At 47.9% G+C, this 23,675-nt stretch carries 26 protein-coding genes; 7 read left to right on the forward strand and 19 right to left on the reverse strand.

Annotated features, from left to right (window positions below; all coding sequences use genetic code 11):
• The first annotated feature begins 80 nt into the window (after positions 1-80).
• Positions 81-1,043 (forward strand): DNA repair and recombination protein RadA, encoded by a 963-nt coding sequence (radA, locus tag VJ249_03190; GenBank protein HKZ93572.1) that lies wholly within the window; start codon positions 81-83, stop codon positions 1,041-1,043.
• Positions 1,044-1,160: 117 nt separating this feature from the next.
• Here radA and VJ249_03195 read toward each other — a convergent pair whose 3' ends face one another.
• Both VJ249_03195 and VJ249_03200 read right to left on the reverse strand, forming a co-directional pair.
• Entirely contained in the window at positions 1,161-1,844 is a 684-nt protein-coding gene (locus VJ249_03195; protein ID HKZ93573.1) for a hypothetical protein, read from the reverse strand.
• A gap of 135 nt (positions 1,845-1,979) precedes the next feature.
• Positions 1,980-2,186, reverse strand: coding sequence for a hypothetical protein (locus VJ249_03200; GenBank protein HKZ93574.1), 207 nt, complete (start codon positions 2,184-2,186; stop codon positions 1,980-1,982).
• Between the two features lie 133 nt (positions 2,187-2,319).
• Between VJ249_03200 and alaXM the strand changes: the two genes are divergently transcribed.
• Positions 2,320-3,039, forward strand: a complete 720-nt coding sequence (gene alaXM / locus VJ249_03205; protein ID HKZ93575.1) for an alanyl-tRNA editing protein AlaXM — start codon at positions 2,320-2,322, stop codon at positions 3,037-3,039.
• A gap of 17 nt (positions 3,040-3,056) precedes the next feature.
• Here alaXM and VJ249_03210 read toward each other — a convergent pair whose 3' ends face one another.
• From VJ249_03210 to VJ249_03220, 3 genes are all read right to left on the reverse strand, one after another.
• The gene (locus VJ249_03210; GenBank protein ID HKZ93576.1) at positions 3,057-3,353 is read right to left on the reverse strand and encodes a hypothetical protein; all 297 of its coding nucleotides are present in this window, start codon (positions 3,351-3,353) and stop codon (positions 3,057-3,059) included.
• Positions 3,354-3,470: 117 nt separating this feature from the next.
• Positions 3,471-3,674, reverse strand: a complete 204-nt coding sequence (locus tag VJ249_03215) for a DUF5678 domain-containing protein (GenBank protein HKZ93577.1) — start codon at positions 3,672-3,674, stop codon at positions 3,471-3,473.
• Between the two features lie 102 nt (positions 3,675-3,776).
• On the reverse strand, positions 3,777-4,052 hold the full coding sequence (locus tag VJ249_03220) for a hypothetical protein (GenBank protein HKZ93578.1): 276 nt from the start codon (positions 4,050-4,052) through the stop codon (positions 3,777-3,779).
• 205 nt (positions 4,053-4,257) lie between these two features.
• Between VJ249_03220 and VJ249_03225 the strand changes: the two genes are divergently transcribed.
• Entirely contained in the window at positions 4,258-5,244 is a 987-nt protein-coding gene (locus VJ249_03225; GenBank protein HKZ93579.1) for a hypothetical protein, read from the forward strand.
• Between the two features lie 240 nt (positions 5,245-5,484).
• On the opposite strand, the gene VJ249_03230 is transcribed toward VJ249_03225, so the two are convergent.
• Entirely contained in the window at positions 5,485-6,030 is a 546-nt protein-coding gene (locus VJ249_03230; GenBank protein HKZ93580.1) for a hypothetical protein, read from the reverse strand.
• A 3-nt stretch (positions 6,031-6,033) separates the two neighbouring features.
• Positions 6,034-6,336 carry a UPF0175 family protein gene (locus VJ249_03235; protein HKZ93581.1) on the reverse strand — a complete coding sequence of 101 codons (303 nt, stop codon included), beginning with the start codon at positions 6,334-6,336 and terminating at the stop codon, positions 6,034-6,036.
• Between the two features lie 100 nt (positions 6,337-6,436).
• Here VJ249_03235 and VJ249_03240 point away from each other — a divergent pair, with 100 nt between their 5' ends.
• Positions 6,437-6,679 (forward strand): hypothetical protein, encoded by a 243-nt coding sequence (locus VJ249_03240; GenBank protein ID HKZ93582.1) that lies wholly within the window; start codon positions 6,437-6,439, stop codon positions 6,677-6,679.
• A 7-nt stretch (positions 6,680-6,686) separates the two neighbouring features.
• Here the strand turns inward: VJ249_03240 and VJ249_03245 are convergent, their stop codons facing one another.
• Both VJ249_03245 and VJ249_03250 read right to left on the reverse strand, forming a co-directional pair.
• Positions 6,687-8,114 (reverse strand): amidohydrolase, encoded by a 1,428-nt coding sequence (locus tag VJ249_03245; protein HKZ93583.1) that lies wholly within the window; start codon positions 8,112-8,114, stop codon positions 6,687-6,689.
• A gap of 97 nt (positions 8,115-8,211) precedes the next feature.
• Positions 8,212-8,781: a hypothetical protein gene (locus VJ249_03250; protein HKZ93584.1), complete on the reverse strand. Its 570-nt coding sequence runs from the start codon at positions 8,779-8,781 to the stop codon at positions 8,212-8,214.
• Between the two features lie 336 nt (positions 8,782-9,117).
• Here VJ249_03250 and VJ249_03255 point away from each other — a divergent pair, with 336 nt between their 5' ends.
• Positions 9,118-11,337 (forward strand): elongation factor EF-2, encoded by a 2,220-nt coding sequence (locus VJ249_03255; protein HKZ93585.1) that lies wholly within the window; start codon positions 9,118-9,120, stop codon positions 11,335-11,337.
• Positions 11,338-11,362: 25 nt separating this feature from the next.
• Here VJ249_03255 and VJ249_03260 read toward each other — a convergent pair whose 3' ends face one another.
• Positions 11,363-12,184 carry a GNAT family N-acetyltransferase gene (locus tag VJ249_03260; GenBank protein HKZ93586.1) on the reverse strand — a complete coding sequence of 274 codons (822 nt, stop codon included), beginning with the start codon at positions 12,182-12,184 and terminating at the stop codon, positions 11,363-11,365.
• 95 nt (positions 12,185-12,279) lie between these two features.
• Between VJ249_03260 and VJ249_03265 the strand changes: the two genes are divergently transcribed.
• Entirely contained in the window at positions 12,280-12,759 is a 480-nt protein-coding gene (locus tag VJ249_03265; protein HKZ93587.1) for a hypothetical protein, read from the forward strand.
• Between the two features lie 46 nt (positions 12,760-12,805).
• Here VJ249_03265 and VJ249_03270 read toward each other — a convergent pair whose 3' ends face one another.
• From VJ249_03270 to VJ249_03285, 4 genes are read right to left on the reverse strand one after another with little or no spacing between them, the layout of a single operon-like run.
• The gene (locus tag VJ249_03270; GenBank protein ID HKZ93588.1) at positions 12,806-13,798 is read right to left on the reverse strand and encodes an oligopeptide/dipeptide ABC transporter ATP-binding protein; all 993 of its coding nucleotides are present in this window, start codon (positions 13,796-13,798) and stop codon (positions 12,806-12,808) included.
• Positions 13,791-14,789: an ABC transporter ATP-binding protein gene (locus tag VJ249_03275; GenBank protein HKZ93589.1), complete on the reverse strand. Its 999-nt coding sequence runs from the start codon at positions 14,787-14,789 to the stop codon at positions 13,791-13,793. Before VJ249_03275 ends, VJ249_03270 begins: the two co-directional genes overlap by 8 nt.
• Positions 14,790-14,804: 15 nt before the next feature.
• A complete protein-coding gene (locus tag VJ249_03280; GenBank protein ID HKZ93590.1) occupies positions 14,805-15,797 on the reverse strand; it encodes an ABC transporter permease in 993 nt (330 codons plus the stop codon).
• A 9-nt stretch (positions 15,798-15,806) separates the two neighbouring features.
• On the reverse strand, positions 15,807-17,288 hold the full coding sequence (locus tag VJ249_03285; GenBank protein ID HKZ93591.1) for an ABC transporter permease: 1,482 nt from the start codon (positions 17,286-17,288) through the stop codon (positions 15,807-15,809).
• A 163-nt stretch (positions 17,289-17,451) separates the two neighbouring features.
• Between VJ249_03285 and VJ249_03290 the strand changes: the two genes are divergently transcribed.
• Positions 17,452-19,776 carry an ABC transporter substrate-binding protein gene (locus VJ249_03290; GenBank protein ID HKZ93592.1) on the forward strand — a complete coding sequence of 775 codons (2,325 nt, stop codon included), beginning with the start codon at positions 17,452-17,454 and terminating at the stop codon, positions 19,774-19,776.
• 52 nt (positions 19,777-19,828) lie between these two features.
• Here VJ249_03290 and VJ249_03295 read toward each other — a convergent pair whose 3' ends face one another.
• The 5 genes from VJ249_03295 to VJ249_03315 all read right to left on the reverse strand — a co-directional run bounded on the left by VJ249_03295 (position 19,829) and on the right by VJ249_03315 (position 23,669).
• Positions 19,829-20,191 carry a hypothetical protein gene (locus VJ249_03295; protein HKZ93593.1) on the reverse strand — a complete coding sequence of 121 codons (363 nt, stop codon included), beginning with the start codon at positions 20,189-20,191 and terminating at the stop codon, positions 19,829-19,831.
• Positions 20,192-20,256: 65 nt separating this feature from the next.
• Complete coding sequence (locus tag VJ249_03300; protein ID HKZ93594.1) at positions 20,257-21,111, reverse strand: universal stress protein; 855 nt, start codon at positions 21,109-21,111, stop codon at positions 20,257-20,259.
• A gap of 120 nt (positions 21,112-21,231) precedes the next feature.
• Entirely contained in the window at positions 21,232-21,756 is a 525-nt protein-coding gene (locus tag VJ249_03305; protein ID HKZ93595.1) for an adenine phosphoribosyltransferase, read from the reverse strand.
• Between the two features lie 26 nt (positions 21,757-21,782).
• Positions 21,783-22,568: an S-methyl-5'-thioadenosine phosphorylase gene (locus tag VJ249_03310; protein ID HKZ93596.1), complete on the reverse strand. Its 786-nt coding sequence runs from the start codon at positions 22,566-22,568 to the stop codon at positions 21,783-21,785.
• A gap of 147 nt (positions 22,569-22,715) precedes the next feature.
• A complete protein-coding gene (locus VJ249_03315; protein ID HKZ93597.1) occupies positions 22,716-23,669 on the reverse strand; it encodes an Lrp/AsnC family transcriptional regulator in 954 nt (317 codons plus the stop codon).
• Between the last annotated feature and the right edge of the window lie 6 nt (positions 23,670-23,675).

A 23,675-nucleotide genomic window follows, 5' to 3' on the forward strand; every position in this document is an offset into this window, starting at 1 on the left:
TGGACAAGTTGCTTTATTACTGATTGTGCAGAGCGTTACCAAAAGTAAGTGGATGTGTGGTTTGCATGGAGAGTTTCGAGTTGGAGAAGCTTGAGGGCGTTGGCTCTGCTACAGCGGGTAAGCTTCGTTCTGCTGGGATTACGACTGTTGAGGCGGTTGCGGTTATTCCACCTAAGGAGATTGCTGAGAAGACTGGAATCGGTTTTAACACTGTGCTTAACATTGTTGACTCTGCTAGGAAGCTGGTTTTCTCTGATTTCGTTACGGCGGAGGAGTTGTGGAAGAAGAGGCAGGGCATGTGCAAGTGTTCCACGGGTTCTAAGAATTTGAACAAGCTTTTGGGCGGGGGCATTGAGACTCAGGCGTTAACTGAGTTTATTGGTGAGTTTGGTTCGGGTAAGACGCAGGCGTGTTTGATGTTTTCGATTGTGTGTCAGCTTCCTCCTGAGAAGGGTGGACTGGGCGGAAAAGCGGTTTATATTGATACTGAGGGGACTTTTATTCCGGAGCGGGTTTTTGAAATCGCCAATGCGTTGGGTCTTGACCCTCATGAGACTTTGGGTAACATCTTTTTGGCTCGGGCGTATAATAGTAGTCATCAGGCGTTGCTGATTGAGCATTTGCCCAAGTTTTGCCCTGAGAATAACGTGAAGCTGGTGGTTGTGGATTCGATGATTAGTCATTTCAGGGGCGAGTACATGGGTAGGGAGCATCTTTCAGAACGCCAGCAGGAGTTGAACAGCCAGTTGCACAAGTTGCTGCGGTTGACGGAAGCCTTCAACTTATCTGTGGTGGTTACGAATCAGGTTCAGGCTAATCCTACGGCGTTTTTTGGTGATCCGAATAAGCCGGCTGGTGGCAACGTGATGGCTCATGCCTGTACGCATCGGGTTTATCTGAGGAAGGGTGGTAAAGGTACGCGTATTGCTTCGATTCTTGATTCTCCGTCTTTGCCTGAGGGTAAGGTTCGGTTTAAGATTACGCAGAAAGGCATTGAAGACGCGCAAGAGGGCGGCGAAGAGGCTCCAGAGGATAAGGTTTAGAGCAGTTTCTGCGCCAACATCTTTCATGCTGGCGTTGTTGATGCGGGCGAGGCGTGGACAGTTGTTGTTGAACATGCAAACGTAGACTGTTTGTAGCAGTTTCTGTTTCAGATGTTATTAACTTCCGCTTAGAACAAGTAATAATACCGACGTTCTGCATGTGTGTGTGGCTGTGTGAAGTTGTTGTTGACGTTGAAGGGTTTGCCACAACAACTTCTTGGATGTTGGTGGTGGAGTAGGTTTAGAAGTAGTAGTCTGTGCCACGTGTTTGTTGACTACTACTTCAATGTTGGGTTGGGAAGCTGCGGTTGCGGTTCTGTGGGTTTTTGTCCAGAGTTTGCGTATGGGTTGGTAGATTAGGGCTATTATGGATAGTGTGATGCCTGTTAATGCGAGTGGGTGTATGAGGCTGGTGAGTGTCCATAGGATTCCTTGGTACGGTCCGTATGTGGTACTTTTCATGGGTCCATTCTGAACTGTGATCCAGAATATGTTTTGATCGTTGTCGTAGTAGACCCATGTGCCTCCATCAATCATCTCCCATATGGTGATCACTGTTAGCTTTGTGCTTGTGTTGGGGGTGGTCCAGTAGCCGTTTACGTAGTCCGTGTATGGCGTGCGCCAGTATCCGGGGTTCCATGTTGGTGGGTCTGTGGCTATGTGGGCGTCGTCCATGGCGCAGAAGAGTCGCAGTTTTGTGTCGCGCGGCAGTGTGAGGTAGTATGTGGAGACGACTAACGCTATGATTGCTGTAGCGTAGACTAGTGCCCATTTCTTGTTTAGGCGTGGTTGAGGCTTCATCCATTTTCAATGTGTTACTGAGAGTGCGGTGGCTCTTAATGCCATGTTTTAGAACAACGGCTTGAGAATGTAGAACAGTATGTTGCTTGCTGCTTGATTGGCGCTTTTTCTTCTTTTTTGCTGGGAAGTTGTGGTTTATCGATGGGTTCTTGGTGTGGCTATGACTGTGGGTTTTTCCTGTGATTGCTGTGGGTGTTTTTTGGCTTCGCTCATGACCCAATCGGTTAAGGCTTGGCATTGGTTTGGGTTGCAGTTTTCTGCGGGTGCGCGTGTGGGTTCCAGTATGATGCATTTGTAGCATGGTATTTCGCATAGAAGGTCAAGTGATTGTGGTCGTGTCATGTGGATTCGCTAGGCGTATTGAATGCTGGGTCTCTATCTTATGGTTTATGAATTGACGGCTCTGAGGGAAAGTAATTATCTGGATTGATGATTATTGTTCGTGCATAAAGATAATTATTGAAGGTGAACCTGTTTGGCGACGAAGTTGCTGTATTTGTATGACAGTTACGTTCGGGAGTTTGAGGCTAAAGTTGAACAAGTAAGCGGGAACATGGTGGTTTTGGATCAGTCGGCTTTTCATCCGTTAACTGGCGGTGTGGGCTGTGACTTGGGTTGGCTGGCTAAAGGCGATGCAAGATTTCGTGTTGTGCGAGTTGAGATTGACAGGGCAACTAAGGTAGTTAGTCATGTGGTTGAGGGTGATGCAAGAGGTCTTTGTCAGGGTGATGTGGTTAAGGGTGTGATTGATTGGGATCGGCGGTACTGCTTGATGCGGTTGCATACGGCGGCGCATTTGATTGCGGCTGTCATGTACCGGGATTACAGCGCTTTGATTACGGGTGGGCAGGTGGATGTGGATCAGGCTAAGTTGGATTTCAACTTGCCTCGTACGGATCGGGAAGTGTTTGAGGACGCGGTTAAGAAAGCGAACCAAGAAGCAGCGAGAAATGTGGAGTTGAAGGTTTACTTCTTGAGTCGAGAGGAAGCGTTGAAGGTGCCCGGCGTGGTGAAGTTGGCTGAGCGTATGCCGCCTGAAGAACGAGAACTACGCATAGTGGAGATTCCAGGCATTGATCTGCAGGCTGATGGAGGACCGCATGTCAGGAACACTCAGGAGATTGGTGAAGTCGCTCTGTCGAAGATTGAGAATAAGGGTAAGAATCAGAGAAGGCTTTACTTCAACGTGAAGTAGGAAGTTCGTACTTATTGTTATTCTTCTGGTGTGAACGTTTTCTGTTTCCAGTTGAAAGTTGCTTTGCAGTTTTCGAGGAACGTGTGAACGAGGATAGTTACGCCTCTCGGTATTTGGTGGCATAGGACGGGTAGGTTTCTTTTTCGGATTTGACTGCCGAGTATTTCGATTCGGGCTGCTTTTTTGAGTGGTGCTCGCATGTAACCGCTTCCTGTGAGCACTGTGATTTCTGGAGGTTGTTTGGGGAATTGTGGTAGGTTCAGGAGTTGGCAGGCGAATGGCGGGATTATAGTGTAGCTTGAGGCTGTGTCCACTATTCCTATGAGTTTTATGCTTCTTTCACGCGGTCCATGAACTCTGATCGGGAGTCTTACGTACCATCTTGGTCTATGATGGTTTTGAATACATTGCGTTTCAAGCAGCCATCCTCGTTAGAGGAGATAGCCGATTTTCTTCTCAGAAGGGGTCGGTGAATAGGCGACCAGAACATCATTTAGTTGCCTTTTTTTTTGGGTCAGTTCTTCGATACTTTCAGAATCAGCAATTACCTTATTGTTGGAGACGGCGACCCATCTTCCAGGATATTGGCTGATCAGTTTGTCGTATTTCTTTATGAGCAGTGAGGCTCTCTGCAAGAGCAACCACCAATAATAGGTAAGGGGACAATACTATAAATTAGTTTATCCTCGACTGCGAGATTTTTGGTGTTGATTTGTGGGGGGATGGAGGACCACACGTTAAGAATACAAGCGAGTAGGCGAAATACAACTGCTGAAGATAGAGAACAACGGAAAAACCAAAAGAGAATTTACTTTGGGATAAATCGAAGCTAGTCGTGTGCACACGCTAGACTTGTCAACATTAGAACACTTGTCATAGTCGATTTCTTTGCCTGTTTCAAGCTCAAGCGTAACCTCAGCACGCTTAATCATCTTCAAAACCTTAGCGTCTGGAACCTCAGCTGAGCCAACATTAATTACGTCACGAACATCATCAACGGAAACGCTTGCCACTGGTGGCTCTGGCTCCAAAAGGAAAACGTGAAAGAAGCCAGATTTAACCTATTTTGGCGGAAAAAACCGTGTTGGAAAAGCCATGTCGGATAAGCTTGAATGCATTTTTGACAGGGATTTTGTATAGAGGTGTTTTCCAAAAGGGTTTTATCGCATTGTTATGATAATTATTATTGTAGTCTCTTTGAGAGGGGAAACGATGTATATGAATAGGAAGCAGTTTGCGGTGGCATTTTTGTTTGCTTTGTCTTTGATGATGGTTGCGTTGGCTCCGTTGTCGGGTCAGCAGGCTGGCAGTTACAACCCTTGGCTGGACTATAACGGTGACGGTCTAATCGACGTGTATGACCTGCAAGCGTTGGCTCAAGTGTACGGCACTTCGGGTACTCCTCTCAGCTGGCCTATGGCTCAGGAATACGACAGCGGCTGGATAGACATCAGCGACAAGCAGGGACAAAACATTACCATAACTCACAACTTGAACCTGACAGGAGGCTTTCTGCCAAGCATCTATGGAAGAACTGTGCAAAACGACCCATCGTGGCACCAAAGGCACTTTGACGGAACAGGCTACACACCAGGATGGAACAAAACATACGAAGGAATAAGCAGTGACGGTGCCAGTTCTGTGGTTCAGACTGATGATGGAGGATACGCCTTAGCAGGCTCCACCAACTCGTATGGTGCTGGCGGCTCTGATTTCGGGTTGGTTAAGACTGATTCGGCTGGAACTGTGCAGTGGAACAAAACGTATGGAGGAGCAAACCATGACTCTGCCGCGTCTATGGTTCAGACGGGAGACGGAGGATACGCCTTAGCAGGCGCTACTTACTCCTATGGTGATGGCACACCCATCTACACTAATTTCTGGTTGGTTAAGACTGATGGTTCTGGTAACGCACAGTGGAACAAAACATACGAAGGACCATATGAAGACGAAGCCCTTTCTGTGGTTCAGACAAGCGATGGAGGATACGCCTTGGCTGGCTACACCTACTCTTATGGTGTTGGCACCCCTACGTACAGCAATTTCTGGCTGGTGAAGACCGATGCGTTTGGACTAACAGAGAACATGGTCGGTTTGGGCATAGTTGATTACACGGCTGACACTTTGACCCTGTACAGAGGCAAAATCGACCCCTACTGGAACTACGTGCGAGTCCGCATATGGGTAGTCAAAGAAAACCCATAAACTCCAATTTTTTTATATTATTTTAGTTCCATCATGCTTGTCTTAACTCAGAATCTCCAAGAGTTTTTCTCCTTTGTTGGTGATTTTGTATACGCCTCTGCTGACTCGTTCTACATAACCGTTTGGAAGCAAATAGTGGTAGAGCTGTTTTCTGATTGTGTTTGATGTTGAGAAGCGTAGGCATGTTGCAACCGCTTTCTTCTCAATATCCTATAATGCACATGACGCTTCTTGATGAGTTCAAGAATGTTTTTCGGGTCTGCGAGAGGCTATGAGTTTGGCTGCGTTTAGTATTTCTTTCGCCTGTTTTTCCTTCAGTTTGTGTCTTTTGTGGCCGAGTTCTGCTATTGCATCTTCTATATCGAATATTTGGATGAATCCTCTTCTGAGGCTCTCTAACAGTATTGTCCAAGTGTTCCAAGTTTTGAGCCCAAACATTTTTGCAAGGTCTGAGAGGGCTTTTTCATCAACTAATATTTCTGCCGCGTTTTCTTTTGCCTGGAGGACGGTTTCCGCGTCTGTTTGAGATATGTTTTCGCCCTTTGCCAGCTTTTTACCGGTTGAGATTACACTTTTTGGAGTTGCTCTTACTATGATCCAGCCTTGTTCTATGGCTTTTCCTATGATTTGGGCGTCTGCGTGACCGAGTCTCATTCCTTCGTTAAATGCTTCTCTCTTAACTTTTGGTGTGATTAGTATTTGGTTGAAAAGTTTCTTGAGAAGGTGTAGCTTGTTTATTTGGGCTAGATGAATCAGCGTGCCGGCGTCAGCCACCACCTTGGGCAACGTCTATTCTCCGTATCTCGCCTTTAGGTATTCCTTGACGCTTTCTGAATCCCAGTTGACTGGGACGCCATTCATCTCTAACATTTCAAGGAATTGCCGTAAAGGTACTTCCAATATTTCTGCTGCACGTCCAACGGTTAAGATACCCTTTTGGTATAGGTGAATAATTCTTCGGCGCAATCCGTCTTCGATAAACTCTTTAAGCAAGGTTGAGCGGTCAACATTTTCAAGGGTTCTCACTGCTTCTACCCTTTCCAAATCTCGGCTGGAAAGACGAACGGTGACAACTGTGCTTTTCTCCTGCATTTTTTCACCATTGATAGTAGAATACATTGTAATACATAAGCTTTCCCCGGTTGCTTCGATGAGATGGTTCGTATAACCATAACCGACTTCAGTAGATACTTTGAAACCAAGAAAAAGACATGCGGCATTAAACTACACATTGCTTTCAGGCTGCGATTTGAGCAAATGCATTGGAATAGAAACCACAAAACCCGAAGGCCCAAGCTCTGTGGGAGGCGACACCCTGATTCAATCATTTCACGGAATCGAAGAACGCTCTGCTGGCTCTTTGAAATCGTTCTTTCTTCTCACAGGGATGCCTGAAAGAATTCTCCAAGCCGTAACGAATCCAACTTGCCCTTAGTTTTGGTTTATTTCTCCCATGTGTCCAGTGGAGGCTTATGGTCTGCTGGTAACGGCGACTTGTACTTCTTACCACCTATTCTCTGCTGATGCTCCTTCTTCGCCTTTCGCAGAACCTTTTCATCAGTTAACAGGTCAAGCGTCGTGGCAGCCATCACCTTAGCCGCAAAAATCAAAGACTTATGCCCCAACCCAACCCTGCTCTGAGCCACATTCTGCCACGAATGCCCAGGCGTACCCAAAACCCAAGCGGCAGTCCCAAACTCCACCGTAGGCACCTGCCAACTCACATCCCCCACATCCGTACTGCCATGCATGAACTCGCCGTCGCCCCAAGGATCAGGAACCTCATCATCCAACAACCTGTCCACCAATCGCTCCCAACCTGGACGCTTAGTATTCTTCAACAGCGCCACCTTACCTTCACGAGGAATCGATTTGGCAATCTCCTCACCGAACTTCAACTCTTCCCCGCTATGCTTGGGCAAGCCGATTTCACGCATGTTCTTCACCACTAACTCAGCAATTGCCCTGTTAGGAACCAAATTGTAAATGCCGCCCACAAACTCAGTCTTCAACTCCGTCCGAGTCATCAACGCCGCGCCCTTCGCAATGTCCACGATCCAATCATAAATCCACTCCACTTCATGGCGTTCAGGAGCCCTAACGTAATACCAGCTTCGCGCATAAGGCGGCACAATATTCGGCTGAGTCCCACCCTTCTCCACAACATAATGAATCCGCGCATCCTGAATCACATGCTCACGCAGATAATTGACTCCAACATTCATCAGCTCCACCGCATCCAACGCGCTACGACCCTGCTCAGGCGCGCCACCAGCATGAGCCGCCCTACCATAAAAATGAAACTTAGCCGACACAATACTAAGACTACTTCGCAAAGAAGCCGCATTCATACTGCTCGGATGATGACCCAAAACCGCATCAACTCCATCGAAGCAGCCTTCACGAACCATAAACCCCTTGCCATCAAAATTCTCCTCAGCAGGACAACCAAAAAACCTAATCGTGCCACCAAGCCCAGACTGCCGCATTACGTTCTTGACAGCAACAGCCGCCGCCAAAGCAGTCGCACCATAAATATTATGCCCACAACCATGCCCAGGCTTCCCCGACTCCAAAGGCTCTTCATGCGACACAGCTTTCTGAGACAGACCAGGCAACGCATCAAATTCACCTAACAATACTATAACCGGCTTACCATTACCCCACGAAGCCACAAACGCCGTCGGCATCCCCGCCACGCCGCGTTCAACCCTAAACCCATGCCTCTCCAACTCATCAGCCAACAAAGCCGAAGACTTAAACTCAACCAAACCTAATTCAGCAAACTCCCAAATCCTATCACTAATTTCAATCAAACGCTTCCTGTTATCCTCAACCCAACCAAAAGCAATCTTCTTATCAGCTGGCATCAGCCTCACCCAACAACGCACAAATAATAAAAGAACTAATCCTTTTAGAACTTCCCACTTTCTGCGACAAAAAGAAAAAAGTTAGGAATGTTGAAACCTAGCACTTCAAAGCTGGGTTGAACTCCGCGAACATTCCATCAGGGTTGCCGTGCCAAAGCCACACATGCAAGTCAAAGTGCCAAGGCATGACTCCAGCTGCGTGCGGTTCCATCGGACCATCCATGGACACTTCGAACAAAGTCGGAGCAGGTGTAAGCCATATCCACCCCGCTGGTAAAGTCATATCAAACAAAGGTCCAACAAAAGCACCATCTGTTCCAACTGCAGCCACAAAATACTCCACGCCCACAAGCTTCGGGCCTTCATCAGTGTCAACAAACAACAGGATTTCTGGAGTCACCTCGTTGACCACCATGTCAGATGCAAGACCAAGGTTCACATAATGCATTCCCATTGCAGCCCCATCAATCTCATCGCATGGAGACATTGGGACATACCCGTCTGCGAGCGCCACGCTCACATCATGGTACTTGTCAGTCGCTCGCCGCGTCATAGCTAGCAACTTGGCCGCTGAAGAGCCAGTTGAACCAGGCGCAGCCAAGACAGCGGGAATCAAAATCAAGCTTAGGCTTAAAAGCATTGGCAGAAACGCCGTAATCTTTCTCACTTTTCCACCTCCTCTCTTCTCCATAGTCTATCCCAAATCTCTCCCACATCCACTATAAATCCGTTGTGAAGAAAACTTCTAGAACATTATCCCCTCAGCCAACTCATACACAAACCTGATGTTGAAGACAATCACTGTATCCAAAAAAGCAAGCTGTACAATCTGCAGACGAGCTTCATGCAGCGACCTTCATACAAAAACCTTTTACGTCTGGCTTGTTTCCCTCATGTAGCCTATTTCCGAAACATAGGACGAAAACCTCCAATGACGCATAAAAAAAGAAGCGTCAGAATTCAAAACCTAATCCAACTTTTAAGTAGAGGGGGCTAGAACCAAGTGGGACGCTACCGCCAAATTGATGAAATCGTCAAACTCATGAATGACCCCGTTCACATACGTAACACCAGCATCATCGCACACGTGGACCACGGCAAAACCACCCTAAGCGACAGCTTACTCGCAGCCGCAGGCATAATCAGCGAACAGTCCGCAGGACAAAAACTCTTCCTAGACAGTTGGGAACTTGAACAAAGACGCCAAATGACCGTGTTCGCCAGCAACATCAGCCTGACGCACAATTACAAGGGCGAAGAATACCTCATAAACCTCATCGACACCCCCGGACACATAGACTTCAGCGGCGCAGTCACCCGCAGCTTACGAGCCGTAGACGGAGCCCTAGTCGTAGTCGACGCCGTAGAAGGACCCATGACTCAGACTGAAACCGTGTTGATGCAGGCACTACGCGAACGCGTCAAACCACTACTCTACATAAACAAAGTGGACCGCCTCATCAAAGAAATTAGGCTCACATCGCAGGAAATCCAGAATAAATTCGCGAAAATTCTAGCCCGCGCCAACGGTCTCATCGAAAAATACGCGCCGCCCGAGCATAAAAAAGACTGGCAGGTGAAAGTTGAAGACGACCGAGTAGCCTTCGGCTCAGCGCTGCATAAATGGGGCTTAAACCTCACACATATGAAAGCCAAAGGCGTCACATTCCAAGACATAATCGACGCCTACACGGGCGAATTCGAAGAAATAGCCAAAAAAGTCGACGCCCTAAGCAAAAAAGCCCCACTCTCCGAACCCATACTCGACATGTTCTGCCAGCACCTACCCAACCCACTGGAGGCTCAGCCATTCCGACAAAGCCAAATCTGGCCCGGCGACCCCAACAGTCCAGTTGGCATAGGCTTGGCGAAAGTGGATCCAAACGGACCCTTACTCATGTGCATTACCACCATCGAAGTTGACCCGCAAGCAGGCGTCATAGCCATAGGCAGAGTTTTCAGCGGCACAGTAGAAAAGGGTAGACCAATCCGCCTCATAACCAGCCGCCAACAAGGCCAAGTGCAACAGGTTTACATGAGCATGGCCACCGACAGGGTCATCGTGGACCAAGTGCCCGCGGGCAACATAGCCGCCATCGGCGGAATCAGCGGTATGCACGTAGGCGAAACCGTAGCCGACCAAGACCGAGAGACCCAGCCCTTCGAAGGACTCCGATACGTATCTGACCCCGTTGTCACAGTAGCCATCGTACCAGCTGACGTAAGAGATCTGCCACTCTTCGACAAAGTCATCCATAAGCTCACCCTCGAAGACCCAAACCTACGCTTCACAATCAACAAGGAAAGCGGCGAATACCTGCTCAGCGGCATGGGCGAACTTCACTTAGAAGTCACAGCCTACCGCATGCAAGAATCCAAACTCAAAGTCAAAACAAGCAAGCCCATAGTCATCTACCGCGAAACCATAAGCCACGACTACAAGGGACCAGCAGTAATGGGCAAATCGCCCAACAAACACAGCAAACTCTGGATCACACTACAGAAGCTGTCAGAAGAAGAAATCGAAGCCATCCGAACGGGCAAAATCAGCGAAATGCAAACCCGTGACGACCGACAGAAATTCCTGCGCACCCAATTCGGCTGGGAAACAGACGACGCCAAAAGCGTCATAGCCGTCGAAGAAAACAACCTGCTCGTCAACCGCATCAAAGGACGCCAATACGTCGAAGAAGTACTAGACCACATAAAATCAGGTTTCAGAGAAGCCGTCCACGGCAGCGTCCTAGCCAAAGAACCCGCCCACGGCCTAAGAGTCAACCTCGAAGACATATCAGTACACGAAGACCCAGTGCACCGAGGCCCAGCGCAAATCTTGCCAATGACATGGCGACCCATATGGGCAAGCTTCCTTCTAAGCGACCCAAAGCTACTTGAACCACTCCTCAGCTTCGAATGCAAAGTGCCACAGGCCTTCGTGAGCAACGTCCTCGGCATAGTGCAGAAACGCAGAGGCCGAGTTCTAGACATGCCCACCGAAGACGACATGATGATAGTTAAGGCGGAGATGCCCGTAGCCGAAAGCTTCGGCATAGCAGACGAACTGCGCTCATCCACTCAGGGCAGAGCCTTCTGGGCAACCCAGTTCAGCAGGTGGGCACCCGTTCCAGAAAGCATGATCCTAGACGTAATCAAACAAATACGCGAACGCCGAAACCTAGATCCCAACCCGCCCAGACCAGAAGATTTCCTAGAAAGAGAATGAGCCCTTTCTAACGCCACTCCGTCTTTTATCCAGCTTTTCTCTGCGCCCAAAACGAAAGAAACACATGACCCGTAGGCTTGAACCCAATCGTGCTGTACACCTTTATCGCTGCGGCATTATCCTTTGAAACATACAAGAAAACATCCTTACCTTCGCGCAGCAACCTCTCAGCCAAAACTGAACACACGGACTTCGAATACCCCTTACCCCTCTCTTCAGAAGATGTGAACACTCCGCGAACTATAGCCAAATCCTCCAGCATGTTAGGCGAAGCCGCAAAAGACACGAGCTTACCGCCATGGAAAACGCCAAAAGCGTAGCCGTTCAACAAGTCCACGGCAGTTTGAGCATCCGTGCCAAGCAGACCAGCCACAGCTTGAGCGTAACCGTGCTTCTTAGACAACTCTTTAACCTCATGCTGCACAACTGGGTTGAAACTCTTTGTAGCAGCCATCATAGGCGTGAAACTCGAAATCTTACCCACTGTCATTTTGTCCGCTGGCGCAGCAACCTTGAACAGCTTTCTGACAGCTGAAAGATGCTGAGACTCGATGTTGAACAAGGCTGTAGACAAATCCGAATTCCTCAAAAGCGGAACCGCAGCCGAAACATCGCCTCGCATGTACAATATTCGCTTGTCATACTCCATCAAGTAGCCCACGAGGCGACCATCTGACAACGCTGTCCACGCCCGCGTACTCTCGGGCAAGAACAGAACGTCATAAACGGCGTAGAAATGACCTATCCTATCCCGACTCATGAACTCAAGCAAACGCTTTTCAACGCTCTTACGCAAAGCCGCAGTTCGAATGCTTCTCATGCGTTTTCCGTGCCAGAACAATTTCAAGGTTTGAGCTCTTAAGCGTTGACAGACTCTTTCGCAGTATGCAGAACGTTTAATTCCCGCACTTTTTACGCATACTAATCGGGAGAATAAGCAGTTTGAGAACACGGCAACAATCGAGAGGACAGATATTCATACTAATGATCATTGTCTTGGTCGGCTTATTCCTTGTCTTCGGGTTGCTTTCCGCACTTTCAGGACGAGGACGAGCGACACCACTCGTGAAAGAAGCCTCTTGGCTAGTGAACGAACAGGAAGTCTCGACAGCAAACAAAGGCGAAGAAGTTGAAGCCCATGTGGTAATAGAAGCCACGGAGCAATACGTGGGCTCAATCGTGGTCAGGGTAAAGAAAGACGTTTCATTGTGGTTTGACAGCGACTTCCAAGTGTCAACGATTCCGGTTGACCTTGTAGGCGGCGAAGAAAAAACCATAAGAATCGAGTTTACGCCAGACGAAGCTAGCGGCGGTGGCTTAGGAGGCTTACGCGGATACTTCATCGAAGTTGAGTTTCAAGCCACGCGAACCACTTGGGGAATGGAAAACAGTTATCCGCCCAGACTAAGGGTTACCGGCTAGCTCGTTGACCGCCTAGAAAGCAGAAAGACGACAACACATGACAGCATTAGCTGTAACGGATTATGTGGCAGGCTACTAGGTGGCCGCCGCCGGCATCAATGAGTTTCGGTGCTTCTTCCTTCTTGCATTCTTTCGCGTATGGGCATCGTGGCCTAAACCTGCACCCTTTTGGCGGGTTAATTGGGCTTGGAACCTCTCCGGCCAAGATGATTCTCAGCCGCTTCGTCTCCGGGTCTGGGATCGGAACTGCTTGAATAAGCGCCTGCGTATACGGGTGAATAGGCTTGTCAAACAGTTCATCTGTGTCTGCAAGCTCGACAATTTCGCCGAGATACATGACTGCGACTCTGTTGCTGATCTGTCTTACAGAGCTCAAATCGTGTGAGATGTACAGGTAAGTGAGGGTCATTTCTTTTTGAAGGTCGCCTAGCAAATTGAGAATCTGCGCTCTAATAGAAACATCCAACGAGGACACAGGCTCATCTGCAATCAGAAAGTCAGGTTCAACCGCCAAAGCTCGAGCTATGCAGATTCTTTGTCGCTGTCCTCCGCTGAACTCGTGGGGGTACCGTTCGGCATGGTACTCCTCGAGGCCAACTAAGCTTAGGAGCTTGTAAACGCGGTCTTTCCACTCTTTCTTAGGAACGTGCTTGTGAATAATGAAAGGTTCAGATATGATGTCAAAAACCGTCATACGTGGATCTAGTGATCCATATGGGTTCTGAAAAATCAACTGCATCTTCCGTCTGAGACGAAGCTTCTCCTCGTTGTTGCCTGACTTAAACTTCTTGTAGACGTTCTCGCCTTGGAAATATATTTCTCCAGCTGTGGGCTCAATTAGGTTCAGTATAAGCCTAGCAACCGTGGTCTTGCCGCATCCGCTCTCTCCGACGAGGCCAAAAGTTTCTCCTTTTCTGATATCAAAGTCAATGTTGTCAACAGCGTGGACAACGCCAATTGACTTCTTTAGCAGAACGCCTCGGGAGAAAACAGGAAACCACTTCCTCAAATGCTTGACTTGAATGATCGCGTCACTCATGCGAGACTCGTTCTCCCTTCAGCCTAATATCACGCCATCGATAGCATGCCACAAAATGCTCGGGTCCAACCTGCTCAAGAACGGGCTGTTCCTCCTTGCAGGCTTCCACGGCGTATTCGCAGCGCGGATGGAAACGGCATCCGGTTGGAGGATCAATAAGATTCGGTATGTTGCCAGGAATTACCCGTAACATCTTCCTCATATCAAGTCGGGGAACCGCGGCGAGCAAAGCAGCGGTGTAGGGATGTCGCGGCTCAACAAAAAGGTCAGGTGTCCGGGCGATTTCGCAAACGCGTCCAGCATACAACACGACCGTTCTAGCGGTCAACTCAGCTATTATGCCCATGTCGTGGGTGATCATGACGAGCGACATTCCAAGCCTGCTTTTCAAATCGTTTAGCAGACGGAGCACTTGCGCTTGAATCGTCACATCCAGATTGGTAGTTGGCTCATCGGCGAATAGTAGTTTGGGTTCGCAGGCGAGGGCTCTTGCAATAGCCACACGCTGCTTCATGCCTCCGCTGAACTGATGGGGGTACTCTTGCATTCTGGTCTCGGGTTCGGGAAGCCCAACTAGCTTCAGAAGCTCGACTGCTTTGTCGTTGACGTCTTGCTCGGCAAGGTCTTGATGAGCGCGTATGACGTCTGAAAGCTGGGTCTCAACCGTGTACACGGGGTTCAAGGAAGAGGAAGGGTCTTGGAAGATGATGGCGATGTCGCCTCCCCGCAGTTTGCGCATAGTGTCTTCTGTCTTTTTGAGCAGATTTTCGCCATTAAACTCGATTGTTCCACCGACTATTCTGCCGGGCTTGGGCACAATTCTTAGAACCGATAAGGCAGTCACGGTTTTCCCTGAACCGGACTCCCCAACCAACCCTAGTGACTCGCCCCTCTTCAAGCTGAAGGAGATGCCATCTACCGCTTGAACTATCCCTGCTTCAGTGAAAAAATGTGTCTTCAGTCCGTCGATGTTCAATATTGTTGCAGACATCTTTGAAATCCTCCTTCATTCACGTAGCCTTGGGTTTAAGGCGTCTGACAGGCCGTCGCCGAGCAGGTTGAAGGCAAATACACTGAACAATATAGCTAAGCCTGGGAAAAACTCTGCCCACCATACTGTGCTTGCGTCGCCAAAGTTCTCTTGAAGGATTTGCCCCCACGTTAGTGTGTTGACGTCTCCGAAGCCGAGAAAGCTGACGGCAGCTTCCAACAAGATCGCGTAGGCTATCGTCAAACTTGAGACTACTATCACTGAGGACAACAGGTTAGGTAATATGTGTCGGAAGATTATTCGGCTGTTGCCGGCTCCAAGCGCCCTTTCCGCCTCCACAAACTCCAGTTCTCTAAGCCTCAGGAACTCGCCTCGAATCATTCTGGCGTTAGATCCCCAGTTGAAAATAGCCACAACAAAAATAACAATGGTAAGACCTGTTGGTATTTGAAGGTTGAGAAAAGGCACTGTCCAAAACGGATCACCCACAGTTAGACTGAATACTCTAACAAACACGAGAATGAGTAAGAGAGAGGGAAAAACCAGGAATACTTCTGCGATTCTCATTAAGATGTTGTCAACCCACCCTCCGAAGAAACCGGCTATCGCTCCAACTATGATGGACAATAGCATTGTTATTGCTGTGACCAGAACTCCAACATACAGCGTATACTTCGTCGCGTGAACTACTTCACTTAAAACGTCTGAGCCTATTCGAGTTGTTCCAAACAACTTTGTCAGGCTGAAGGGTTGCTCGAACAGATTCTCCAAGGTCGGCGGCTGACCAGTTTCGCCAGTGTAGAGGAACGCAAGGGAATCTCGATCAGGCCTGGCTGGAAGAATCCAACCCATTTGGGTGAAAACCCATTCGAAGATCGGGAATGAGAATAGGATTGCAACCAAGATAAGGCCGAGCACCCCCGGCTTGTTTCTTTTGAATCTTCGCCATGCCACAGCCCACTGACTAGCTGAGCGTCTTGGAGGTTTCTGTCTTTTCTGTGCGGTCATTTCTTTTGTCTACCTGAGCCTAATTCTGGGATCTATGTAAACGTAGATGATATCGACTACCAGATTCGCAATCAATGTCATGATAGTGATAATCATGGTAATTCCCATGACTACTGGAAAATCTAATCGGATCGCGGCTTCAACGAACCGCCGGCCGAGTCCAGGCCAACTGAACGTGTATTCCGTCAGTGGAGCTCCTGCGATAATGGCGCCGAGTGATACTCCAAGGAACGTGATAACAGGGCTGACGGCATTCCTCAAAGCGTATTTGTATATTATTGTGCGCTCGCTCAATCCGCTAGCTCGCGCTGCTAGAATGTAGTCGGATCTTAGGACTTCAAGCATATTGGCCCGGATAAGTCGTACGTTCTGAGCCAGTGAAACGTAGACGAGCACAGTTACAGGCAGAATTAGATGCGCAATTTGGTCCAGAAACGGGTTGTCCCACCAGTAATTCGGTTCTCCGTATGCGCCTGCGGAGGGTAACCAGCCCAGTCTATATGAGAAAACTATTATCAGGATAAGTCCAAGCCAGAAAGTCGGCATTGAAACTCCGAACAATGAGCCTGATGTGACAGCAATATCCTGCTTTGAATATTGCTTCTTTGCAGAGTTTATTCCGATGGGAATAGAGATGAAAAAAGCCAACAGCGTCGAGACCAATTGAAGTTTGACGGTTTCCCAAAACCAGTTTCCAATCATAAGGCTTACGGGCCTTCCTCCATAAAGCGATTTGCCGAAGTTGCCTTGCAGAAGGTTCGAAAGCCAGTTCAAGTATTGAATGGGTATTGGCTTATCGAGTCCATAATATGCTTTTAGAGCATCTAATGTCGCTTGATCTACTGTTGGTCTACCGACTTTTATTATGTTTAGGGGATCTCCCGCTGCGTACATAACAAAGAAACTGACAATGGATATGCCTATGAACAATGGTATCATGTACAGCAGCCTCCTTACAATGTACTTGAAAATTGCGCTGGTCAGAAAGCTCCTCGCAGTAGCCATCGTCATCCGTTCATGTTTCCACTGTCCCGCAACCGTTTTCGCGATAAATCCGTCAACGAATGAAGCGATGGCTAAAGTGATTATAGCACTCTCAATGCTTGGAGAAGCTGAGTACGGCCATGCGATGATGATGCTGTTCACGGCGTATATTATGCCAAACAAGACCAGCCCATGGAAAAGCAGATCAAATGGTCTGTACGTGACTTTGAACCATAGGCGTCCAGTTACAAGCGCGTTTATACTGGCCGCGAACAAGGAGAAAGCTACAAAGACTACGATAGGTCCTATTTTGGCGACAACGTCCGTTAACAATGGTACCGCAGTAGTCAGCACCAAATAGAACGTGAAAAACAATGACGAAAATGCGCATCCGTGGAGGAAATACTTCGTGGCTCTTTGGATGTTTTGGCTTGCTGTTTTGATTAAAGTGTCTGGTCTCTTGACCATGTCTCGTACGTTTGGTTTCTTGCGTGTTTTGCTTGTCAAGATTCCATCAAAAATCGTGGAGTGATTGAAGTTAATATCTCTTATGTATAGAAAATACTTCTATTCGCAGAATATGCAAAAAGCATTGGCGCTATACACCTTAAAACATATAAACCTAAAGTCTAAGATATAGGGTTACGACTGAAAAGAAAGGTGAAAAATCGTGCAAAATCTCAAAAGAACCTTACTACTGCTGTCTTTAGCCTCAATGTTGACGTTTTCATTGATGCTGCCGAGTCTGGTCGAAGCACAGCAACAGCCATTGTTCAAAGTTACTTTAATTGCTCCCGGAAACGCTAACCTGGTAAGGAGACAATGGGGACAGATATTCGCCAATTCCCTGCAGCAATTGGGGATCGATGCTCGAGTTGTGTTTCTTGGCTGGACTGCGGTGTTCGATCGTGTGTTCACTCCACCCCTTGACATAGTCGGCAAAACATGGGACCAAGGCGGCTTCGACATACAGTTGGTCGGCTGGACACCTGGGTTGCTCCCTGAGCCTAGACAGGGTTACTATGGAGGGGATCCAGGGTTCTTTGCGCCTACGGGGCAGAATTACCTCCTATGGAATAACTCTAGAAGCAACGATCTCTTGGACACGTTTATCACATCAACTAATGTTACAATTCAAGAGCAGAGCTTGCAAGAATGGCAGTCAGTGTATTTCGAGGACGTCCCTGCTTCGCAGATATTCTACGATGAGCGTCCGGCGCTCATAACGCCTGAAGTCAAAGGTTATGACTGGATCTACTTTAACGCTCAGATTAACCCGGAATTTCTCTACACCAACGAAACGTCACCCAAAACACGGCTCGTCTTCGCTTCGACTGGAGAAATCGAGTCCTTGATTCCGCCTTTGTCAAACTCATGGTATGACACCATAATAACCTCTCCAATCTTCGGCGGACTTGTTCAAGTTAACAATGAAAGGGAATTTATCCCTGCTCTGCTAACCGATTGGAATCACAGCGCCGACAACGTCAAATGGACACTAAACCTCAGACCTGGTGTCAAATGGCATGACGATTACGACTTTACTGCAGATGACGTGGTGTTTTCTCTATGGGCACTCATGAATGCTAACACTGGCTCTCAGTTCGTAGGCTACTTCCAAAGCGTCTTTGGAGACAGCGTCGACTTCAAATGGGAAAACACAACAACAACAACCCTTGGCAGCGGCACAAGAAAAGGAACCATCAACGCAACAAGCACTTACAGAGTAGACTTCTCACTTCCTGAGTTGACCGGGGGCAAACCCTTTGGCTACATCTACCCGTATCTCTTAGCTTTCGGAAACAACATCATTCCGTATCACATCTTCAGCAATATACCAACTGCTGATTGGACTAGCAGCGTCTTCAACACAGGTGAAGGATCAACGGTCGTGCCCGGAGTCGGCACCTATTACGGGCCTGTGGGAACAGGACCATACAAGTGGATTGAATTCGACTCCACAGCACAGCTTGTCCATCTTCAAAAGTTCGACCAGTATTGGAATAAGACAGCCTTGGAAAACGAGGGACGATACGAAGTTGTAGACTACTACATCAGGTTCATCGCGGATAAAACTGCAGCAATCGCGGCATTGAAGAACAACGAGGTTGACATGCTGGACCCGAACTATCAAATGCACACTGAAGTCATAACTCCTGGAACAATAGATTCATCATGGGCAACCATTTTCAACCTTGAAGGTGCAGGCAGACAGGAAATCGGTTACAACATGCGACATCCAATCTTTGGAACTGGCGTTGACACGCCGTTGGGCAAGGCTACCCCGTCAAGAGCTGCTGAGGCAGCAAGATACGTGAGACAAGCTTTTGACTACGCTGTTCCGAGACAATTAATCATAGATAACCTGCTCTCTGGGTTCGGAGACCCTGGAGTAACGCCGATGTTGCCAACTCAACCATATTATAACGCTTCAATCACTTCAAGACCGTACGATTTGACCAAAGCTAGAGAACTGTTGCAGAAAGCCGGCTACACCGTTCCTGGTCCACCACTTCCGCCAACGCTTCCAGAATTCATCCTTGGAATGTCCACAGTGGTTTCAGGCTATTTCCCAAAGACTGGAACTCCGCTCGCTAGCAGAGAACTCCAATTGATGGAAGCGAAGAACAACGCAACATACAACTCAACATCTCTAATGATTGGACAAACAACCACTGACTTGGCAGGCTGGTACAGCTTCACAGTGACACCTACAGCCACAGGGGTATTCTACTACTACTTGTTCGATCGTCAAGCCTCAGCTGGAGGAGAATGGACATACCTTAGATCGCTGAATGTATCCTCAGTAAGCGACCTCTTCGCGCCGTTCAACGAAGACATAGTGGACCTAACAGACGAAGTGGGAGACCTGACAGACCAGGTTGGCGCATTACAAGGCTCAGTGCAAACATTGACTTACGTGGCAGCCATAGCGATAGTCATAGCCGTTGTGATAGGGTTCATCAACTTCTGGATGATGCGAAAAAGGCCATAATAGGCCTATTACCCATTTTTTTGTTTCTTCATTCTCAAACTCAGGTATGAGTCTAAAGAAAAAGCGCGAAGCCAACAGATTCCAATAGCAGGAAAACTCCGACTAAGATGTACAAGTTAGCCCTAGCTTCGCTCTTCTTGTGTTTTTCAGCTGACCATTTCTCCTTGGAACGAAAGAAATACTCCCTAATTTTAGTTGGGAAAATTGACGTCGACATGGCCACAGCGCCCCCCGTCAGAAACACAAGGGCGGATTCCAAGAGCAAGAGAACTGCCAAAAAATCCTTTCTGACCGGCACAATGAGGCTGGCACTCTGGAGAAGCATCCAAATCGCCAAAAGGATAAAATCAATGATTAGGATTAGGCCGTTGACTCTTAAAGCCCAGAGTACCGCTTCCCACCAGTTTGAAGCCATGGTCGTCATCAAGAAACCGAGTTCGACGGTCTTTTATCTCTTTTCTCGTTCCAGACGCAAAGATTTCATCTAGCGATCAGGACTGAACAACGTGAATGATGGGCAACGTCATCGCTTACGCTGCCTAACAAAAATCTTTTCGCGCGACTCAAGCCTCTGCTTCCAACGACAATAAGGTCAAAATTCTCTTTATTCGCGAGTTCGATGATTCCTTCAGCCGGATTTCCAAACTCCAACCTCTGCCTTGCATCAACTCCTTTAAGCTCAGCAGCGGCCTGTAACAAGATGCGTTTTCCAAGCTTTTGAGCAATTGCAGGTTTAGGTTCGAAAAGGCGGCGCTCCTGCACATTCACAACTGTGATTTCGGCGTCCAGCTTCTGAGCCAGATGAACAGCATGTTTGAGACCTATCTGGGCTTTCTCGGAACCGTCAAAACCGACAAGGATCTTAGAAATACTGCTTTTTTCTTTGACAACCAAGACCGAGCACTCGGCATGTCTCGATATTTTCTCAGCTGTACTTCCCAGTGAATAGAGTTCTGCTTCTGTTTCCCCACGGGTCCCCGCAATGATCAGATCAAATTTCTCCTTTGCAGCTAAAGTGATGATGTTCTCCGCCGGATCGCCATGCGCCAATCTAGCCTCTATTTTAACGCCTTCTTCCTGAAACAACGCTTGAGTGTTCTTCAGAACATCTTCTCCCTTGGTGACAAACCACTCTGAGACCTCGCTTAGAACAGCTTTCGGAATATCTGTAGGTGTTTTGGCACCGAGGTCCAAAAGCTGTTCAGGAACGGCGTGGACCGCTGTGACCTTTGACTGGAATTTCTTGGCGAACATCACAGAGAGTTCTTCAGCTTGAAGGCTGGTTTCTGAACCATCAACAGCTAAGAGAATCTTCTGAAAAAAGCTTTTTGGCACGTTGCCTCACCCTGAAGCAACATCTGTAGCAAGTTTGATTTAACCCTAGCGAACGCCTTTCTGGTTCGATCGTTCAAACGGGTTCTACATAGAAGAGGTGGAAACGAAAAAAGCGAATGGTCATCCTGCGGTTGTTTCAAAGTTTATGATCGAGAAAACATCGTATTTGTTGCCTAAAGCTTCTCTCCCGTGGAGGTAGCCCAATTCTATCAGGAAGCCTATGCCAACGATTTTGCCGCCGAGTTTCTCGACAAGTTCAGCGTTAGCTTTAATCGTGCCGCCTGTGGCAAGCAGATCATCGATAAGTAAGACTTTTTGACCTGGCTTGACAGCGTCCTCGTGCATTTCTATGGTGTCTGCTTCATATTCCTTCTTGTACGTCAGACTGACCGCTTTGTACGGTAATTTTCCCTTCTTCCGTATCGGAACGAAGCCAGCTCCGAGCTCGTAGGCTAGTGCGCCTCCAATTATAAAGCCTCGTGCCTCACTCGACACCACAACGTCAACGTGTTTACCTCTGTAGTGACTAGCCAGCTTCCTGATGCATTCTTTGAAGGCATCTTTGTCTTTGAGGAGGGTGGTTATGTCCCAGAAGACGACGCCTTTGAACTCAGGTATTCTCCTAATCTTCGATTTGAGGTCCATTCGCTTCACCATTTCTGGTTGTATTCCTAAACCAACGCGTTCTTCAGCGCGTGTCCACATTCGCACGTCCTTTCTTTAGGCAATGCCGCTATGGTTTCCGTGATTAGCATTTTGATTTTTTCAATATTCTGTTTCATGGTTTTCGCGACTTCTTCCGCGTTGACTGGCTGGTCTTTCCATACGTCGTAGTCGGTGACGGTCGCGATGCAAGCGTAGCATATCTCGGCTTCTCGAGCTAGTACGCATTCGGGCACGAGAGTCATGCCGATTATGTCTGCGCCCCAGCCTCTATGCATCTCGGATTCTGCTTTTGTTGAGAATCTTGGGCCTTCAATGCACACGTACGTTCCGGTTTTGTGGAAGCGGATTTTCATGTCTTCAGCTGTCTTTACAAGTATGCCTCTCAATTGGGGGCACATGGGATCGGCTACGGATATGTGACACACTTGTTTTCCTGTGTAGAGCGATTGTTCTCGCTTAGTTGTTCTGTCAATGAACTGGTCAACAATGACCGTGTCGCCTGGGCTGTACTCCTCTTTAAGTGAGCCGACGGCTGACGGCGCCAATATCCGTTCGACGCCCAACTTCTTCAACGCGTATATGTTAGCTCGGGCGTTGATGTCAGTTGGCCTTATAGTGTGTTTTCTTCCGTGACGTGGAATGAAAGCGATTTTTCTGCCCTTTAGTTCGCCTACTGCGATTGCATCTGAAGGTGCACCGTAGGGTGTGCGTAGTCTTATTTCTTTGACGTTTTTGAGCAGTTTTGGGTCGTAGACGCCTGTTCCGCCGATGATGCCGATTTCTGCGTGCATGGTGGATTTTTACTGAATGGCTATGCTAATAAGAATAACGGACTGCGCTGCTGTTCAGTTTGTTATCAACTCCCACTTACCTTCAGTAATACTAACAAGTTCAAGAAAAAGCCCAGAGCAGTTTCTTTTTGGGTTCCTGAGCGTTGACTAGTCCTTTCTTAACGATAGGGGAGAGCTTTTTCTTTCTTCCAGCACTAATGTTGTATGTGTGTCTATGACGTCTCTTGAATCATAAAGTCTCAGAAGGAAAGAATTGTAATCCGACACATCCTTCACTCTCACCGTGGCTAACAGCCCATATTCCTCGCCTGTTCGATAGAGGTCAATTATCTCGGGCATCGAAGCTAGAAACTCTCGTGCAACCGCGTCGTAAACGTTTGGGTTCACCTTGATTCTGGCAATGAATTTGGTCGGCAATCCTATTTTGGCGTGGTCCATTTTGAGTGTATGTCGAAGGATTACGCCCTTTTTCTCCAAGCGCGACAGCCTGTTGAAGACCGCAGGTTGGGAAATAGCAACGCCAAAATGGCGCAATCGTTTACTAAGCTCGACTGTTGAAATAGGCAGTGGCGACTTCGCATATGCCGCTTGATTGAGAAGGATCTCAAGCAGCTTCAGGTCCACATCGTCAACTTTGAGAGACTCTTCCTTCTCCGTTTGAAGGGGAACCCCGGATTCTTTGAAGATTTTTATTGCGTTCACAACTCTGTACTTCTTGAAGTAACTTCTGCCCATAGCGTCATCTACTCTCTTCAAAATCCTGCTAAAATGCTCATCATCGACTAGCCTAAACCTGCCAAAGAGCGAGAATTCTCCGGCGATTCCATCTAACAGATCGCAAGAAGCTGTTTCTCCCAGCATCTTTGCAAGCCACGGCTCATGCGGGTTGGTCTTCAACTCAAAAAAGACTGTGCGCCCAATCCCTGAGAGCCTAGGATCGACAACAATCATTGATCCTAAGATAATACCATCAGCAAAAAGCCTTTCAACTCTGTCTTTGACGGCAAAACGGGACAACTTGGATTTCCTACTGATTTCAGTCAACGATGTTCGACTGTTTTCAAGTAGAATCTGAATGATAAGCTGGTCATACCGGTCCATTTGCCC

The sequence above is a fragment of the Candidatus Bathyarchaeia archaeon genome, assembly GCA_035283685.1.
In the GTDB taxonomy this organism is placed as follows: Archaea; Thermoproteota; Bathyarchaeia; order Bathyarchaeales; family Bathyarchaeaceae; genus DATETJ01.

Bases quoted from the DNA above. Each gene is read 5' to 3' on its own strand.
- VJ249_03275 (HKZ93589.1), bottom strand. From the start codon at position 14,789: ATGTCTGCAACAATATTGAACATCGACGGACTGAAGACACATTTTTTC.
- VJ249_03305 (HKZ93595.1), bottom strand. From the start codon at position 21,756: ATGGACCTCAAATCGAAGATTAGGAGAATACCTGAGTTCAAAGGCGTC.
- VJ249_03195 (HKZ93573.1), bottom strand. From the start codon at position 1,844: ATGAAGCCTCAACCACGCCTAAACAAGAAATGGGCACTAGTCTACGCT.
- VJ249_03245 (HKZ93583.1), bottom strand. From the start codon at position 8,114: ATGCCAGCTGATAAGAAGATTGCTTTTGGTTGGGTTGAGGATAACAGG.
- VJ249_03315 (HKZ93597.1), bottom strand. From the start codon at position 23,669: ATGGACCGGTATGACCAGCTTATCATTCAGATTCTACTTGAAAACAGT.
- VJ249_03225 (HKZ93579.1), top strand. From the start codon at position 4,258: ATGAATAGGAAGCAGTTTGCGGTGGCATTTTTGTTTGCTTTGTCTTTG.
- VJ249_03235 (HKZ93581.1), bottom strand. From the start codon at position 6,336: ATGCAGGAGAAAAGCACAGTTGTCACCGTTCGTCTTTCCAGCCGAGAT.
- VJ249_03270 (HKZ93588.1), bottom strand. From the start codon at position 13,798: ATGAGTGACGCGATCATTCAAGTCAAGCATTTGAGGAAGTGGTTTCCT.
- VJ249_03295 (HKZ93593.1), bottom strand. From the start codon at position 20,191: ATGGCTTCAAACTGGTGGGAAGCGGTACTCTGGGCTTTAAGAGTCAAC.
- VJ249_03310 (HKZ93596.1), bottom strand. From the start codon at position 22,568: ATGCACGCAGAAATCGGCATCATCGGCGGAACAGGCGTCTACGACCCA.
- VJ249_03280 (HKZ93590.1), bottom strand. From the start codon at position 15,797: ATGACCGCACAGAAAAGACAGAAACCTCCAAGACGCTCAGCTAGTCAG.
- VJ249_03200 (HKZ93574.1), bottom strand. From the start codon at position 2,186: ATGACACGACCACAATCACTTGACCTTCTATGCGAAATACCATGCTAC.